This is a genomic window from Variovorax sp. F042, assembly GCF_057814215.1.
Genome location: NZ_JBVASX010000001.1, coordinates 1,000,098 through 1,014,948, shown reverse-complemented (window position 1 = coordinate 1,014,948; position 14,851 = coordinate 1,000,098). Strand labels below are relative to the sequence as shown.

General features: G+C 65.0%; 16 protein-coding genes. 10 read left to right on the top strand and 6 right to left on the bottom strand.

From position 1 onward, the window contains the following. The first annotated feature begins 188 nt into the window (after positions 1 to 188). The 9 genes from urtA to ACZYSP_RS04855 all read left to right on the top strand — a co-directional run bounded on the left by urtA (position 189) and on the right by ACZYSP_RS04855 (position 9,021). Entirely contained in the window at positions 189 to 1,454 is a 1,266-nt protein-coding gene (gene urtA / locus ACZYSP_RS04895) for an urea ABC transporter substrate-binding protein (RefSeq protein ID WP_489013004.1), read from the top strand. 85 nt (positions 1,455 to 1,539) lie between these two features. After that, positions 1,540 to 2,454 (top strand): urea ABC transporter permease subunit UrtB, encoded by a 915-nt coding sequence (gene urtB, locus ACZYSP_RS04890; protein WP_093073600.1) that lies wholly within the window; start codon positions 1,540 to 1,542, stop codon positions 2,452 to 2,454. A 148-nt stretch (positions 2,455 to 2,602) separates the two neighbouring features. Next, the gene (gene urtC, locus ACZYSP_RS04885; RefSeq protein WP_093055855.1) at positions 2,603 to 3,796 is read left to right on the top strand and encodes an urea ABC transporter permease subunit UrtC; all 1,194 of its coding nucleotides are present in this window, start codon (positions 2,603 to 2,605) and stop codon (positions 3,794 to 3,796) included. 25 nt (positions 3,797 to 3,821) lie between these two features. Beyond that, positions 3,822 to 4,565 carry an urea ABC transporter ATP-binding protein UrtD gene (gene urtD / locus ACZYSP_RS04880; RefSeq protein WP_093073602.1) on the top strand — a complete coding sequence of 248 codons (744 nt, stop codon included), beginning with the start codon at positions 3,822 to 3,824 and terminating at the stop codon, positions 4,563 to 4,565. A gap of 212 nt (positions 4,566 to 4,777) precedes the next feature. Then, complete coding sequence (gene urtE / locus ACZYSP_RS04875; RefSeq protein ID WP_093075114.1) at positions 4,778 to 5,467, top strand: urea ABC transporter ATP-binding subunit UrtE; 690 nt, start codon at positions 4,778 to 4,780, stop codon at positions 5,465 to 5,467. Between the two features lie 38 nt (positions 5,468 to 5,505). Beyond that, positions 5,506 to 6,738, top strand: a complete 1,233-nt coding sequence (gene fmdA / locus ACZYSP_RS04870) for a formamidase (RefSeq protein ID WP_093055859.1) — start codon at positions 5,506 to 5,508, stop codon at positions 6,736 to 6,738. Between the two features lie 14 nt (positions 6,739 to 6,752). Further along, positions 6,753 to 7,094, top strand: coding sequence for a zinc ribbon domain-containing protein (locus ACZYSP_RS04865; RefSeq protein WP_093055998.1), 342 nt, complete (start codon positions 6,753 to 6,755; stop codon positions 7,092 to 7,094). Between the two features lie 157 nt (positions 7,095 to 7,251). Continuing rightward, positions 7,252 to 7,602: an alpha/beta hydrolase gene (locus tag ACZYSP_RS04860; protein WP_093055861.1), complete on the top strand. Its 351-nt coding sequence runs from the start codon at positions 7,252 to 7,254 to the stop codon at positions 7,600 to 7,602. A 123-nt stretch (positions 7,603 to 7,725) separates the two neighbouring features. Beyond that, positions 7,726 to 9,021, top strand: a complete 1,296-nt coding sequence (locus tag ACZYSP_RS04855) for an aspartate carbamoyltransferase (protein ID WP_093073604.1) — start codon at positions 7,726 to 7,728, stop codon at positions 9,019 to 9,021. A 22-nt stretch (positions 9,022 to 9,043) separates the two neighbouring features. Here the strand turns inward: ACZYSP_RS04855 and ACZYSP_RS04850 are convergent, their stop codons facing one another. From ACZYSP_RS04850 to ACZYSP_RS04835, 4 genes are read right to left on the bottom strand one after another with little or no spacing between them, the layout of a single operon-like run. Then, positions 9,044 to 9,394: a VOC family protein gene (locus tag ACZYSP_RS04850; protein ID WP_093073606.1), complete on the bottom strand. Its 351-nt coding sequence runs from the start codon at positions 9,392 to 9,394 to the stop codon at positions 9,044 to 9,046. Further along, positions 9,391 to 9,693, bottom strand: a complete 303-nt coding sequence (locus ACZYSP_RS04845) for a hypothetical protein (RefSeq protein ID WP_093073608.1) — start codon at positions 9,691 to 9,693, stop codon at positions 9,391 to 9,393. Before ACZYSP_RS04845 ends, ACZYSP_RS04850 begins: the two co-directional genes overlap by 4 nt. Beyond that, on the bottom strand, positions 9,690 to 10,166 hold the full coding sequence (locus ACZYSP_RS04840) for a GNAT family N-acetyltransferase (RefSeq protein ID WP_218149734.1): 477 nt from the start codon (positions 10,164 to 10,166) through the stop codon (positions 9,690 to 9,692). Before ACZYSP_RS04840 ends, ACZYSP_RS04845 begins: the two co-directional genes overlap by 4 nt. A 40-nt stretch (positions 10,167 to 10,206) precedes the next feature. Further along, positions 10,207 to 10,890, bottom strand: a complete 684-nt coding sequence (locus ACZYSP_RS04835) for a class I SAM-dependent methyltransferase (protein ID WP_093075120.1) — start codon at positions 10,888 to 10,890, stop codon at positions 10,207 to 10,209. Between the two features lie 187 nt (positions 10,891 to 11,077). On the opposite strand from ACZYSP_RS04835, the gene ACZYSP_RS04830 reads away from it, so the two are divergent. Next, the gene (locus ACZYSP_RS04830; protein ID WP_093073610.1) at positions 11,078 to 11,455 is read left to right on the top strand and encodes a hypothetical protein; all 378 of its coding nucleotides are present in this window, start codon (positions 11,078 to 11,080) and stop codon (positions 11,453 to 11,455) included. 28 nt (positions 11,456 to 11,483) lie between these two features. On the opposite strand, the gene ACZYSP_RS04825 is transcribed toward ACZYSP_RS04830, so the two are convergent. Together ACZYSP_RS04825 and ACZYSP_RS04820 are read right to left on the bottom strand one after the other, a co-directional pair. After that, complete coding sequence (locus ACZYSP_RS04825; RefSeq protein ID WP_093073612.1) at positions 11,484 to 13,769, bottom strand: glycoside hydrolase family 3 N-terminal domain-containing protein; 2,286 nt, start codon at positions 13,767 to 13,769, stop codon at positions 11,484 to 11,486. Positions 13,770 to 13,857: 88 nt separating this feature from the next. After that, entirely contained in the window at positions 13,858 to 14,847 is a 990-nt protein-coding gene (locus ACZYSP_RS04820) for a tripartite tricarboxylate transporter substrate binding protein (protein ID WP_093073613.1), read from the bottom strand. Positions 14,848 to 14,851: the final 4 nt, after the last annotated feature.

The following is a 14,851-nucleotide window of genomic DNA, read 5'->3' as shown; positions in this document are numbered from 1 at the left end:
TCGATGTTTTCCACCGATGTCTGGCTCGCGAGTCTGCGGGCAGGGCCGGCTCCCGCCGCTACGTTGAATGACGTATTCGCGCAAACCCGGGTGATTTCTAAAGTACCAGCCATGGTGCTCGAGGCACCGTCCGATGCACTGCGATGGTGCGCGGCTCTACTTTCCAACAACCTGCCTGGAGTTTCCTGATGTCGCGTGATTCAGATCTTTCTCTCGATGCCCTGGCATTGCGCCGCCGCCGTCTGCTGCAGGGCGCCGCCGCGCTGCCCGTGATGGGCCTGAGCGGCCTGAGCTTCGGCCAGGGGCAATTCCCCACGGCCAAGGTCAACACCACCAAGCTCGCCGTGACCGACACCGAGGTAACGGTGGGCCAGCTGCATTCGTCCACCGGCACCATGGCGATTTCGGAGACCGGCTCCATCCAGGCCGAACAGCTCGCCATCGACCAGATCAACGCCATGGGCGGCGTGCTGAGCCGCAAGATCAAGGTCATCAAGGAAGACGGCGCCTCCGACTGGCCGACCTTCGCCGAGAAGTCGAAGAAGCTGCTGGTCAACGATCACTGCGCGGCCGTGTTCGGTTGCTGGACCAGCGCCTCGCGCAAGGCCGTGCTGCCTGTGTTCGAGAAAGAGAACGGCCTCTTGTACTACCCGACCTTCTACGAAGGCCTGGAGCAGAGCAAGAACGTGATCTACACCGGCCAGGAAGCCACGCAGCAGATCATCTGGGGCCTGGACTGGGGCGCGAAGGAAAAAAAGGCCAAGACCTTCTTCCTGGTGGGCTCCGACTACATCTGGCCGCGCACCTCGATGAAGATCGCGCGCAAGCACATCGAGAACTTCCAGAAGGGTTCGGTCAAGGGCGAGGAGTACTACCCGCTGGGCCACACCAACTTCAACTCGCTGATCAACAAGATCAAGGTGGCCAAGCCCGACTGCATCTTTGCGGCCGTGGTGGGCGGCTCGAACGTGGCCTTCTACAAGCAGCTCAAGGCTGCGGGCATCACGGGCGACAAGCAATTCCTGCTGACGCTGGCCGTGACGGAAGACGAAATGACCGGCGTGGGCGGCGAGAACTTCGCGGGCTTCTACTCGTCGATGAAGTACTTCCAGACGCTGGACAACGCGAACAACAAGAAGTTCGTGGAAGCCTTCAAGGCGAAGTACGGCAAGGACGCGGTGATCGGCGACGTGACGCAAGCGGGCTACCTCGGTCCGTGGCTGTGGAAGGCGGCGGTGGAGAAGGCCGGCAGCTTCGACGTGGACAAGGTAGTCGCGGGTTCGCCGGGCATCGAGCTGAAGACGGCGCCAGAAGGCTACGTGAAGCTGGATGCGAACCACCACTTGTGGAGCAAGGCGCGTATCGGGCAGGGGCAGCTCGATGGCACGTTCAAGGTGGTGGCGGAGTCGGCTGAGCTGATCAAGCCGGATCCGTTCCCGAAGGGCTACCAGTAAGCCAGCAAGCAGGCCGTCGGCCCTCACCCCAACCCTCTCCCGCTGGCGGGAGAGGGGGCAACTCCAACATTCCGGACTTCCCGCCATGACTCTGTCGGACATGATGAACATCGGCCTCATGCAGGGCTTCGCGGGGCTGAGCCTCTTCGCGGTGCTGCTGCTGATGGGGCTGGGCCTGGCGATCATCTTCGGCCAGATGGGCGTGATCAACATGGCGCATGGCGAGTTCATGACCATCGGCGCCTATTCGATCTACCTGGCTGCACGCATCACCGAAAGCCTGGCGCCGGCGTTCATGCCGTACTACTTCCCGATCGCCATCGGGCTGGCCTTCGTCTTCGCCTTCGTCACCGGATGGATCGTGGAGTGGGTGCTGATTCGCCACCTGTACAAGCGACCGCTCGACACGCTGCTCGCCACCTGGGGCGTGAGCTTGGGTCTGCAGCAGATCTTTCGCACCTTCATCGGCCCGAAGGAAGTGAGTCCCACGCTGCCCGAATGGCTCATGGGCTCGTGGACGCCGCATGAAGGCCTGGACATCCCGATCAACGGCCTGTTCGTATTGGCGCTCACAGCGCTGGTCACGGGCGGCGTGCTCATCGCTCTGCACAAGAGCCGCTGGGGTCTGCGGGTGCGCGCCACAGTGGCCAACCGCACGATGGCCAACGCCACCGGCATCGACACGAAGAAGACCGACCGCCTGACCTTTGCCATCGGCTGCGGCATTGCCGGCATGGCGGGCGCGGCCTTCACCACCATCGGCTCGACCGGGCCGACCTCGGGTTCGCTCTACATCGTCGACGCCTTCCTGGTCGTCACCTTCGGCGGCGCGGCCAGCCTCTTCGGCACGGTGGTTTCGGCCTTTGGCATTGCGCAGACGCAGTCGATCTCCGAGTTCTTCATGACCGGCTCGATGGCCAAGGTGCTGACGCTGTCGCTGATCGTGCTGATTCTGATGATGCGCCCCCAAGGCCTGTTCGCCGTCAAGGTCCGCCGTTGAAGGCACGCATGAACCTACTGCGCGACCCGATCTCGCATCTGCGGTCCTCGCCGCACGAGAGTGCGGCTCCGGTCCTCAATGCGACCTCGGGCCGCTCGCTACGGTTCCTGCGCGCATTCAACTCCTCTTTTTTGCTTTGGAGTCATCGATGAATTTCATCAAGGCCTCGATCCAGCGCTACCAGCTCGGCAGCCTGCTGCTCCTGGTGCTGCTGCTCGCGGTGGTGCTGCCGCTGTCGCTCGACATCTTCCGCCTCAACCTCGTGGGCAAGTACCTCACCTACGCCTTCGTGGCCGTGGGGCTCGTCATGGTGTGGGGCTACGGCGGCGTGCTGAGCCTGGGGCAGGGCGTGTTCTTCGGCATCGGCGGGTATGCGATGGCGATGTTCCTCAAGCTCGAAGCCTCCGATCCCATCACGACCAAGATCCAGTCGACGCCTGGCATTCCGGACTTCATGGACTGGAACCAGATCACCGAGCTACCCACGCTGTGGCTGCCCTTCAAGAGCCTGCCGCTGAGCCTTGCGCTGGTGGTGCTGGCGCCGATGGCACTGGCCTGGCTCGTGAGCTTTGCGATGTTCAAGCGGCGCGTGGGAGGGGTGTACTTCGCGATCATCACGCAGGCGGTTGCGCTCATTTGCACCGTGCTCATCATCGGCCAGCAGGGCTACACGGGCGGCGTGAACGGCATGACCGACCTGAAGACGATGCTGGGCTGGGACACGCGCACCGACAGCGCCAAGTACGTGCTGTATTACGTCTGCGTCGGCTTGCTGGTAGCGAGCATCCTGCTGTGCCGCTGGGTGCAGACCAGCAAGCTGGGCACGCTGCTGCTTGCCATGCGGGACAAGGAAGACCGCGTGCGCTTCTCGGGCTACGACGTGTCGAACTTCAAGGTCTTCATCTTCTGCCTGGCGGCCGGGCTCTCGGGCATCGGTGGTGCGATGTTCGCGCTGCAGGTGGGCTTCATGTCGCCGAGCTTCGTGGGCATCGTGCCCTCGATCGAGATGGTGATCTTCTGCGCGGTAGGCGGGCGCATGAGCCTGGTGGGCGCGGTGTACGGCGCGCTGCTGGTGAATGCGGGCAAGACGCTGTTCTCCGAGAGCTTTCCGGACCTGTGGCTGTTCCTGATGGCCGGGCTCTTCATCGGCGTGACCATGGCGTTCCCGATGGGGCTTGCCGGAGTGTGGGAAGAAAAGATCCGGCCGTGGTGGAAGTCGCGTCGCCAGGCGCTGCGCGATGCAGCCGTCAAGCCGCCGGTTGCAGCCGCACCAGTGGCGCCGCCGACAGCATCACAACCCGAACCCACGCTGCCCGAAGGCGTCGGCAGCCAGCGCGCCTGACGACTGAACCCGGAGCCACACCCTCATGAGCAACACCGACTTCGCGCTCGCCGTGGAAGACCTCACCGTCTCCTTCGACGGCTTCAAGGCCATCGACGACCTCACGCTGTACATCGACCGCAACGAGCTGCGCGTGATCATCGGCCCCAACGGGGCAGGCAAGACCACGCTGCTCGACCTGATCTGCGGCAAGACGCGCGCAAGCGCGGGCAGCATCAAGTTCAAGAACACCGAGCTCACGAAGATGGCCGAGCACAAGCGCGTGCGGCTGGGCATCGGCCGCAAGTTCCAGACACCATCCATCTACGAGAACCTGAGCGTGTTCCAGAACCTGGAGGTGTCGTTCCCGAAGGGCCGCTCGGTGTTCGGCGCGCTGGCTTTCAAGTGCGACGATGAGGTCAAGGCCAAGGTGCAGGCGATTGCGGAAGAGATCGGCCTGGCCGACCGTCTCGACACAGAGGCCGGCCTGCTGAGCCATGGCCAGAAGCAGTGGCTTGAGATCGGCATGCTGCTGATGCAGGAGCCCGAGCTGCTGATGCTCGACGAGCCCATCGCCGGCATGAGCGCGCGCGAACGAGAGCTCACGGCCGACCTGCTCAAGCGCATCTGCCAGAACCGCGCGGTGATCGTCATCGAGCACGACATGGCCTTCGTGAAGCAGATCGCGCACAAGGTCACCGTGATGCACCAGGGAAAGATCCTTGCCGAGGGGCCTATGGAGAAGGTGCAGGCTGATCCCAAGGTCATCGATGTTTATCTGGGGCACTAGATGAAGGGCCGTCGTTCAGGGTGCGATCACGCCGACGGGGTACCTTGCTCCGCGAATGTCCCCCGCCCTTCGGGCTCCTCCTTTATTTCGCTGCGCAAGGCACCCCATCGACGTGATCGTTGGACAGAGCAGTCGTTGATCAGTCGTGCACCAGCGGCCTGTGCAAGCACCCCGAACACAACCCGAGAGAGTCCAAAGATATGAGCAACCTCATGCTGAAGGTAGAAGACCTGCACGTAGCCTACGGCCAGAGCGAGGCCCTGCACGGCATCTCCTTCGAGGGCCATGCCAACGAAACCATCGCCATCATGGGCCGCAACGGCATGGGCAAGACCACGCTGTTCAAGAGCCTCATGGGCGTGCTGCCGTTGAAGAGCGGGCGCATCGAAGTGGCGGGCCAGGACGTGTCGCGCGACGAGAGCTTCCGCCGCGTGGCAAAAGGCATTGCCTACGTGCCGCAGGGCCGGATGATCTTTCCGACACTGACGGTGGAAGAGAACATCCAGACCGGGCTCGAGAACTCGAAGACCCGCCGCATTCCCGAAGAAATCTACGCGCTGTTCCCCGTGCTGTGGGACATGAAGAGCCGCAAGGGCGGCAACCTCTCGGGCGGCCAGCAACAGCAGCTTGCGATTGCACGCGCCCTCGTCACCGACCCCAAGGTGCTGCTGCTCGACGAGCCCACCGAAGGTATCCAGCCTTCGATCATCAAGGACATCGCCAAGGCACTCAACGAGATCCGCAAGCTGCGCGGCATCACCATCGTCGTGTCCGAGCAGGTGCTCAGCTTTGCGATGGACGTGGCCGATCGGCTCTTCGTCATCGAAGGCGGCCGCCTCGTGCATGAGACCGCGCGCGACAAGACCGACGTGGACCACATCAAGGCCTACCTCTCCGTTTGATTTCCGTTCAACCACAACCCAACCAGGAGCCACTGCAAATGACGGACACGCTGATCAAGGTCGATCTGACCAAGTCGCCCACCGAGAACGAGTTGATTCACAACCGCTGGCACCCGGACATTCCGATGGCCTGCTGGGTCAACCCGGGCGACGACTTCATCCTCGAGACTTTCGACTGGACCGGCGGCTTCATCAAGAACAACGACAGCGCCGACGACGTGCGCGACATCGACCTGAGCACGGTGCACTACCTCTCGGGCCCTGTGGGCGTGAAGGGTGCAGAGCCCGGCGACCTGCTGGTAGTCGACCTGCTCGACATCGGCGCCAAGCAGGACAGCCTCTGGGGCTTCAACGGCTTCTTCTCGAAGAAGAACGGCGGCGGCTTTCTCACCGACCACTTTCCCGAAGCGCAGAAATCGATCTGGGACTTCAAGGGCATGTTCACCAGCTCGCGCCACATTCCGGGCGTGAACTTCGCGGGCCTCATCCACCCCGGCCTGATCGGTTGCCTGCCCGACAAGCCCATGCTCGACATGTGGAACGAGCGCGAGAAGGCGCTCATTGCCACCGACCCCGATCGCGTGCCCGGCCTTGCCAATCCGCCGTTCGCCGGCACCGCCCACATGGGCAAGATGACCGGCGAGGCGAGGGCGAAGGCCGCCGCCGAGGGTGCGCGCACCGTGCCGCCGCGCGAACATGGCGGCAACTGCGACATCAAGGATCTGTCGCGCGGCTCCAAAGTGTTCTTCCCCGTGTACGTCGACGGCGCAGGCCTCAGCGTGGGCGACCTGCACTTCAGCCAGGGCGACGGCGAAATCACCTTCTGCGGCGCTATCGAAATGGCCGGCTGGGTGCACATGAAGGTCACGCTCATCAAGGGCGGCATGGCCAAGTACGGCATCAAGAACCCGATCTTCAAGCCCAGCCCGATCACGCCGCAGTACAACGACTACCTGATCTTCGAAGGCATCTCCGTCGACGAGAGCGGCAAGCAGCACTACCTCGACGTGAACGTCGCCTACCGCCAGGCCTGCCTGAACGCCATCGAGTACCTGAAGAAGTTCGGCTACTCGGGTGCGCAGGCCTATTCGATTCTTGGCACGGCGCCGGTGCAGGGCCACATCAGCGGCGTGGTCGACGTACCCAACTCGTGCGCCACGCTGTGGCTGCCCACGGGCATCTTCGACTTCGACATCAATCCGAACGCCTCGGGCCCGGTGAAGATGATCGACGGCAGCATCAGCATGCCGCTGTCGCACGACCTGCGTTGAAAGACAGCCAGGCCATGCCCACTTACGACTACGCCTGCGGGCAATGTGGCGGCTTCGAGGCGCTGCGGCCTTCGGGCCTGCGCGACGAGCCCGCCGCATGCCCCGATTGCGGATGCGCCTCGCCGCGCGTACTTTCAGCCGCACCGCGGCTCGCGCTGATGGCCTCGGGCACGCGCCGCGCCATGGAGACCAACGAGCGCGCACGGCATGAGCCCGGCAGTTCGCGCGACTACGCGCGCTTCAAGCATCCGGCGGGCTGCGGCTGCTGCAGTTCGGGCAAGCGGGGTGCGACGGTGACGGCGCCCAACGGGGCCAAGTCCGCGCCTTCGAGGCGGCCGTGGATGATCAGCCACTGAGGCTGCCGTTTCATGGGGCAACCCCTATTGACCGGCTTCTTTTCAAGGCCCTGATTGTTTCAATCCTGTGAACGCCGTGGTTCATTTCGACGGCGTTTTTCAGGGCTCTTCAGGATCAAACTTCTCCTCACCAACCCATCACTTGAAGGAGATTGAAATGAATGCCTCGAAGATCCTCGCCGCTGCTGCCCTCTCGCTCCTGGCTGCTGCCGGAGCCCACGCAGAAACCTACGACGGCGTGCACGTCGTGAACTCTTCTGTGACCCGCGCTGAAGTCGCACCGCAAGCCGTTGCCGCCGCTCGTGCTGGCAACGAATACAGCGATGCCTCGGGCGCTGGCGCACAAGCCTTTACCTCGACCGCCAATCGCGCGACCGTGCAAGCCGAAGCCGTTGCCAAGGCACACGACCCGTTCGCCAGCCTCGACCGCCGCGCGTTCTACCGCGACGAAGTGCCGGCTGCGTACAAGAAGCCCAGCGTGTCGTTCACGCGCCAAGCTGGCCTGTAAGCACCGACCACGACACCTTCGGGTGTTGCAAAAGAAAGAACGGGCCCTCGGGCCCGTTTTTTCATGGCCGATCACTTTGTGGTTGTTGCCAAAATATACGCATTGAGTATATATTTGCGGCCCATGAACATGCCGCAACAGGTGCTCCTTCGCGACGCGATGCGTCAACTCAACATGACGCGTGATGCTTTCGCAGAGCGCATCGGCAGCCGCAGAAGGGCGCTCGACGCCTGGCTCCTGCCCGACGAATCCAATGAATTCAGGGCCATGCCCGAAGTCGCACGGCGCTTCGTGAGCGAAATCCTGGCTTCAGACGGGCGGCGCAGTGAATATACGCAAAGCGCACATGAAGGTGCCTTGCGCCAGGCGCTGGCCACTGAAGGCTCGCACCACCTGCTGTCGGTCAGCCAGTTCAACCGCGACGCCATCGACGAACTGTTCCAGTTGGCCGACGTGATGCAGCCCATCGCGCGCCGACGCAAGGTCAGCCGCGTGCTCGAAGGGGCCGTGCTGGCCAATCTGTTCTTCGAAGCCAGCACGCGCACCCGCGTGAGCTTCGGCGCGGCGTTCTGCCGGCTGGGCGGCTCGGTGTGCGACACCACGGGCTTCACTTTTTCGTCGATGGCCAAGGGCGAATCGATCTACGACACCAGCCGCGTCATCAGCGGCTATGCCGATGCGATCGTGGTGCGGCATCCGGAGCAGGGCTCGGTCGCCGAATTCGCGCGCGCCACCAACGTGCCGGTCATCAACGGCGGCGATGGCCCGGGCGAGCACCCCAGCCAGGCGCTGCTCGACCTGTACACCATCCAGCGCGAGTTCTCGCGCCTGGGCAAGCTGGTCGACGGCGCGCACATCGCGATGGTCGGCGACCTGAAGTATGGGCGCACCGTGCACTCGCTCATCAAGCTGCTCGCGCTGTACCGCGGCCTGAAGTTCACGCTGGTCTCGCCGCCGTCGCTCGCAATGCCCGCGGAAATCGTGGAGGCCGTGAGCCGCAACGGCCACGTCGTCGAGACCGCCGCCACGCCCGCGCAGGCGCTTGCTGGCGCGGACATCATCTACGCCACGCGCATCCAGAAAGAGCGCTTCGCGAACGACGAAGTGCTGGAGGGCTTCGACAACGCGTTCGAGATCAACCGCGCGCTCATCGAATCGGCCTGCAAGCCCGAGGTGGTCGTGATGCATCCGCTGCCGCGCGATGGCCGCCCCGGCTCGCACGACCTGAGCGTCGACCTGAACAACGACCCGCGCCTGGCCATCTTCCGCCAGACCGACAACGGCATCCCGGTGCGCATGGCGATCTTTGCCACGCTGCTGGGCGTGGAAAAACTCGTCAGCCGCTCGATGCGCGATGCTGCCTGGACGCCGCCCTCGCATATCGGGCCGGACGACAGCGTGTTTCACGGGCTCGATTGAGGCTCGCGAGAGCGCGTGGCCGTCAGGCGTGCGCGAGGATGTTGACCAGCTTGCCGAACGGATCGCGCACGTAGAAGCGGCGCACGCCCCAGGGTTCGTCCGCCGGGCCGTATTCGATGGCGAAGCCCGCGGCCTTCATGCGTTCGAAGGCCGTGTCGATGTCGTCGACCTCGATGGACAGATCGGGCACTGGCGTACCCGAGCCGCCTTCCGACGCGAAGCTGACCTGCAACGTCATCTCGGCCTGCGAGCCGTAGGTCTGGATCCAGCCGTGGTCCATGAGCAGATCGAGGCCGAGGATGTCCTTGTAGAAGACAGCCGCACGCGCGGGCTCGGGCGTTGCGAAGTTGGCGACCAGTCGTTTGACTTTCATGGGGTAGGTTTTCTGATCGTGAAGGTTTGGAGTTGGCCGTCGCGCTCGACGTGCAGCAGGCCGCCTTCGACGCGGATGCCGATCCAGCGTTCGATGCGCCCGTCCGAATGGATGATCTCGATGCTGTCGTCGGATATCAGGCGGTAGTTGAACAGCGGCCCGGCCAAAGGGCCGTTCTTCTTGCCGATCGTCGCGGTCACTCGGCCCGTCGATCGAAAGCAGTAGCTGTTGACCAGCGTGTCGGACACGAGGTCGAGGAAGTGGTCGATGGGGAGGGCGTGGTTGGGCGTGATCGTCATGGTGTTCGGATGCCCGCATCGTCGCGCTGGAAGTCTCTGCGGTACTTGACGAAGCCTTTCTTCTTCGAGCCTGCAAAGCCGCAGTGCTCGAAGAACCGGTGTGCTTCGCCGCGCTCGACTGAACTGAGCAGCATGATCTTGGAGCAGTCGTGCGCGATGCATTCGTCTTCGATGTGCCGCAGGAGTGCCGCTCCCGAGCCTTGGCCGCGAAACGCCTCGCCGACAACGATGTTCTCGACCACGGCGAAGGGCTGGGCCCTGTACATCACATCGGTGCAGAAGTTCAGCAAGGCCGTCGCGCGCAGCACGCCCTCATGCTCCAGAACAAGCAGCGCCGTTCGAGAGTCGTTCGCCAGTTCGGCGATGTGCTCCGGCAGGACGCACACGCGCGTGTCGCCGATCAGCTCGCAGTACAGCGCCTCGATGCCCTTGGCATCGTCCGGTCTGGCGCGTCGGATGTTCGTTGTCTCCACAAGGCAGCCTTCCGATTCAGAAGCGGCCGAATATAGAGCCTCAAACAGTCGCACGCCGGTACGTCAGCAACCGCCCCCGATACGCCGCCCGGCTCACGGTTGCGATCTGGTCCAGCCGCTCCTCGCACATGCCGAAGCCTTCGTCCGCCATTTGCCTGTTGAATGCCGACCGGTTGCCCCGGTCCGGGTCGACGATCCACACCTCGGCGGCGGGGCTGGTGTGGCGGGCGATGAAGGCGGCGAGCAGGCCTTCCGCATCGCGCTCGTACAGCAGGTCGCTGCCGATCACGAGGTCGAACAGGCCGTGCACGTCGCCGTCGGCGCCGGTCTCCTGCATGCCCCAATGGCCGCGCCTGTATTTCATGGGCGGCAAGGCGTTCAGCCGAAGGTTCTCCAGCAGGAAGCCGCCAGCGAGCGGGTGGCAGTCGCTCGCTGTCATGTCGTTGCCGCGCCGATGGCCGACCAGGCTTGCTAGCGCGAGGCCGCAGCCGATCTCGAGCACGCGCGCGCCCAGCACCACGGGGTGCAATGCCATGCGCGCGGCCAGTTGCGCGCCCGAGGGCCACAGCAGCCCGAACATTGGCCACGAGGCAGAAGAGATTCCCTGCGCGGCAGCCGTGCCCAAAGGGTCCGAGAACTGTTGCCGATCGAGCAGCGATTGAATGACGAGGTCGTCGGCACCCGCGATGGCGATGCGCTCCAGCTTGAGTAGATAGCCCGGCATCGAAAGGGGCAGGGTCTCGCGTGCGAGGCCCCGGTGCAGCAAAGGTGGGCCAGTATGCGCCCTTGCCGGTTGCGCGCCTTCTCACGCTCATCTAAGCAAACTCTCACTGCTGCGTAAGCGGCCTCTCACGGCCTGGTAAGTACCGCGTCCTAGAGTGAATTCATCGTCATCACTCAAGGAGACAACCATGAGATTTCGTATCGCAACCCTCTGCATTGCCGCCGTTCCGGCGCTGGTGCTGACATCGCTCGCGCACGCAGGCGGGCTGGCCGATCCCGACTATCCGCAGATCTCGCATTCGACCCAGTCGCGCGATGCGGTGGCCGAGGACGCCATGCGCGCCAACAACGGCATTCACGCAACAGAGGTTCTGGAATCGCAGGTGCAGGCGCCTGTGTCGGGCGCCGACCGTGCGCAGGTGCAGGCCGAGGCGATTCGCGCGAACACCGGCATCCATCCGACGGAAGTTCTGGAATCGCAGGTGCAGCCGCCGGTGGCTTCTGCGAACCAGCCGGATGCGGCGATGACACACGCCACCAACACAACTGGCGCGACCACCTACTGAGCCGCCGCGGCGCCTTGCACGCCCGGCGTCAATCGCGCGTGAGCACGAAGCGCCTGCGGATGCCGTTTGCGGCCGAAGGCGCCACCCACAGGTCGAACTCGCCGGGTTCGACGGTCGGCTTCATGTCGCGGCCGATGAACGCAAGGTCGTCGGCCGTGAGCGTGAACTCGACGACCGCTGAAGCTCCCGGCGCGATGCCGATCTTGCGAAAGCTCTTCAGCTCGCGCACCGGCCGCGTCACGCTTGCCGCGCGCTGGCCGATGTAGAGCTGCACTACTTCTTCCGCGTCGCGCTGGCCGGTGTTGGTGACGGTGGCGCGCACGCGCAGCGTTTCCGACATCGGCAGCCGCTCTGTACTCAGCTCGACGTTGTCGTAGCGCACCGGTGAATAGCCGATGCCGAAGCCGAAGGGGTAGAGCGCTTCGTTCGTCGCGTCCAGGTAGCGCGTCTTGAATGACGTGCCTGGCGCGTTCTCGGGCGACGGCCTGCCGGTGCGCTTGTGGGCGTAGTAGTAGGGCACCTGGCCGGCCGTTTGCGGAAAGCTCACGGGCAGGCGGCCCGAGGGGTTGAAGTCGCCGAACACGACGTCGGCGATCGCGTTGCCGGTCTGCACGCCGAGGAACCACGTGACGAGGATGGCGCGCGCATTGCGCACCGCGCCCTTGAGCGCCATCGCTCGGCCGTTGCTCAACAGCACTATCACGGGCTTGCCAGTGGCGGCCACGGCCTCGGCCAGGTCTTGCTGTGCTTGCGGCAGCCCGATGTCGCTGCGCGAGCGCGCCTCGCCCGACATCTTCTCGCTCTCGCCGATGGCGAGCACCACCACGTCGGCATCGCGCGCGGCCGCCACCGCGGCGTCGATGCCGCCGGGCAGCGTCGACTCGATGCCCGAGCCGCGCACCACGTTCACCGACGAGTTGGGCCCCAGCGCCCCGCGCAGGCCCTGGTCGATGCCCACTGGTGCCGACTGTCCGGGGAACAGGCTCCACGCGCCCATCAGGTCGACGGTGCCCTCGGCGAAGGGCCCGATCAGCGCGATCTTCGTGCCGGCCTTGGGCAGCGGCAGTAGCATGCGCTCGTTCTTCAGCATCACGATGGAGCGGCGCGCGCTCTCGCGGGCCAGTGAGATGAATTCGGGGTTCTCGGGGCGCTGCGAGGCGGGTGGGCCGTCGAGCCCGTGCATCGGGTCGTCGAACAGGCCCAGCTTCTGCTTGACGCGCAACACGCGGCGCACGGCCTCGTCGAGCCGCTCCATCGGCACTTCGCCCGAGGCCACGAGGTCGGGCAGGTAGCGCATGTACAGGCCGCTCTGCATGCTCACGTCGGTGCCGGCCATGAAGGCCTGCTTGGCGGCCTCGCGCGGGTTGGCGGCGTAGCCGTGCTCCACCAGCTCTTCGTCGGCCGTGTAGTCGGAGACCACGAAGCCCTGGAACTTCCATTCGTCGCGCAGCACGCCTGTGAGCAGCGAGTGGTTGGCGGTGGAGGGCACGCCGCCGATTTCGTTGAAGGCGCTCATCACCGAGAGCGCGCCGGCATCCAGCGCCGCGCGGAACGGCGGCAGGTACACCTCGCGCAGCGTCTGCTGCGAGATGTCGCTCACGTTGTAGTCGAGCCCGCCTTCGCCCGCGCCGTAGGCCGCGAAGTGCTTGGGCGTGGCCAGCATCGAGTCGGGCCGCGAAAGGTCCGACCCCTGGAAGCCGCGCACGCGCGCGGCGGCGAACTGCCGCGAGAGGTATACGTCTTCGCCCGCGCCTTCGAGGCCGCGGCCCCAGCGTGCGTCGCGCGCGATGTCGACCATGGGCGCGAAGGTCCAGCGGAAGCCGTCGGCCGTGGCCTCGACCGCCGCGGCGCGCGCGGTGCGCTCGGCCAGGTCCGGCTCCCAGCTGGAGGCCTCGGCCAGCGGCATCGGGAACATGGTGCGAAAGCCGTGTATCACGTCCGCGCCGAAGATCAGCGGAATGCCCAGGCGCGACTCGTTCACCGCAATCTGCTGCAGCCGCCGCTTGCCTTCGAGGCCGGCGTTGTTGAACAGGCCTGTGAGCCGGCCGGCGCGCACGTCGGCAGTCTCCTGCTGTGCATTGCGCCAGCCGGCCTGGGGGTTGTTGGGAGTGTCGATGTCGGCGGGGCCGTACAGGGTGAGCTGGCCGGCCTTCTCCTGCACTGTCATACGGGCGATGAGAGCCTCGATGCGGGCCTCGGGCGTCAGCGCTGCATCTGCCGCGGCAGGGGCAGCGGATGCAGGGGGAAGCAGGAGCGCGAGGGAGAGAAGGGCGGAGGCGGGAGCGAGAAAGGAAGCCGGGGTTCTGATGCGCATGGCCTCCTATTCTGCAGATAACGCCGCCATGCCCTCTCGGCGGGTTTCCGCGCTGGCCGTAGGTCTTCTCCGATAGCCGGGGCCGTGCTTACTCTGCGGTGGCGCCCGAATCCTTCGCTACCTTCACCCATTTCGTCGTCTCGCTGCCGATGAAGGTTGCGAGCTCGGCCGGCTTCATGCTGCCGCCCGTCACGCCCTGTTCCTCGAAGCGTTTCACCACGTCAGACTGCTGCAGCACGCGCGACACCTCGGTGTTCAGGCGCTGCACCAGTTCGGGCGGCGTGCCGTGCGGTGCCATGAGCGCGAACCAGGTGGTCATGTCGTAGCCCTTGAGGCCGGCCTCGTCGAGCGTGGGTACGCCGGGGTAGGCGGGCGAACGTGTCTTCGTGGTCACGGCCAGCGCCTGCACCTTGCCGGCGCGGATGTGCGGTGCGGCCGAGGGGCTGGTTTCGATGGCCATCTGGATCTGCCCGCCCATCAGGTCGGCCATCATCGGCGCGCCGCCCTTGTAGGGCACGTGCACGATGTCGGTCTTCGTCATTGAACGAAACAGCTCGCCCGAGATGTGCTCCGTGCTGCCGTTGCCCGCCGAGCCGTAGTTGACCTTGCCCGGGTTGGCCTTGATGTAGGCGACGAGTTCGGCCACCGATTTCACGGGCACCTTCTCGTTCACGATCAGCACGTTGGGCGTGGATGCCACCAGCGCCACCGGATCGAAGTCGCGCTGGAAGTCGTAGGGCAGGCGCTTGTAGAGGCCCGGCGCGATCGAATGTGCGATGGTGGCCATGAACAGCGTGTAGCCATCGGCCGGCGCCTTCGACGCGATGGCCGCGCCTACAGTGCCGCCCGCACCGCCGCGGTTGTCGATGATGACCGGCTGCTTGAGCGCTTCCGACAGCTTCTGGCCCACGGTGCGCGCGACGATGTCGGTAGTGCCGCCCGCCACGAAGGGCACGACGAGGGTGATGGGCTTGGCGGGCCAATCGGCCGCGCTGGAAGACGCCGCGGCGGTGGCCAGCAGCAGGGCGGCCATGCAGGTGCGCAGAAAAGTCGAGGGGTGCGGGAGGGAGGATTTCATGGTC

Coding starts and splice junctions, on each gene's coding strand:
- urtA (WP_489013004.1), top strand. CDS start 189: ATGTCGCGTGATTCAGATCTTTCTCTCGATGCCCTGGCATTGCGCCGC.
- urtB (WP_093073600.1), top strand. CDS start 1,540: ATGACTCTGTCGGACATGATGAACATCGGCCTCATGCAGGGCTTCGCG.
- urtC (WP_093055855.1), top strand. CDS start 2,603: ATGAATTTCATCAAGGCCTCGATCCAGCGCTACCAGCTCGGCAGCCTG.
- urtD (WP_093073602.1), top strand. CDS start 3,822: ATGAGCAACACCGACTTCGCGCTCGCCGTGGAAGACCTCACCGTCTCC.
- urtE (WP_093075114.1), top strand. CDS start 4,778: ATGCTGAAGGTAGAAGACCTGCACGTAGCCTACGGCCAGAGCGAGGCC.
- fmdA (WP_093055859.1), top strand. CDS start 5,506: ATGACGGACACGCTGATCAAGGTCGATCTGACCAAGTCGCCCACCGAG.
- ACZYSP_RS04865 (WP_093055998.1), top strand. CDS start 6,753: ATGCCCACTTACGACTACGCCTGCGGGCAATGTGGCGGCTTCGAGGCG.
- ACZYSP_RS04860 (WP_093055861.1), top strand. CDS start 7,252: ATGAATGCCTCGAAGATCCTCGCCGCTGCTGCCCTCTCGCTCCTGGCT.
- ACZYSP_RS04855 (WP_093073604.1), top strand. CDS start 7,726: ATGAACATGCCGCAACAGGTGCTCCTTCGCGACGCGATGCGTCAACTC.
- ACZYSP_RS04850 (WP_093073606.1), bottom strand. CDS start 9,394: ATGAAAGTCAAACGACTGGTCGCCAACTTCGCAACGCCCGAGCCCGCG.
- ACZYSP_RS04845 (WP_093073608.1), bottom strand. CDS start 9,693: ATGACGATCACGCCCAACCACGCCCTCCCCATCGACCACTTCCTCGAC.
- ACZYSP_RS04835 (WP_093075120.1), bottom strand. CDS start 10,890: ATGCCGGGCTATCTACTCAAGCTGGAGCGCATCGCCATCGCGGGTGCC.
- ACZYSP_RS04830 (WP_093073610.1), top strand. CDS start 11,078: ATGAGATTTCGTATCGCAACCCTCTGCATTGCCGCCGTTCCGGCGCTG.
- ACZYSP_RS04825 (WP_093073612.1), bottom strand. CDS start 13,769: ATGCGCATCAGAACCCCGGCTTCCTTTCTCGCTCCCGCCTCCGCCCTT.
- ACZYSP_RS04820 (WP_093073613.1), bottom strand. CDS start 14,847: ATGAAATCCTCCCTCCCGCACCCCTCGACTTTTCTGCGCACCTGCATG.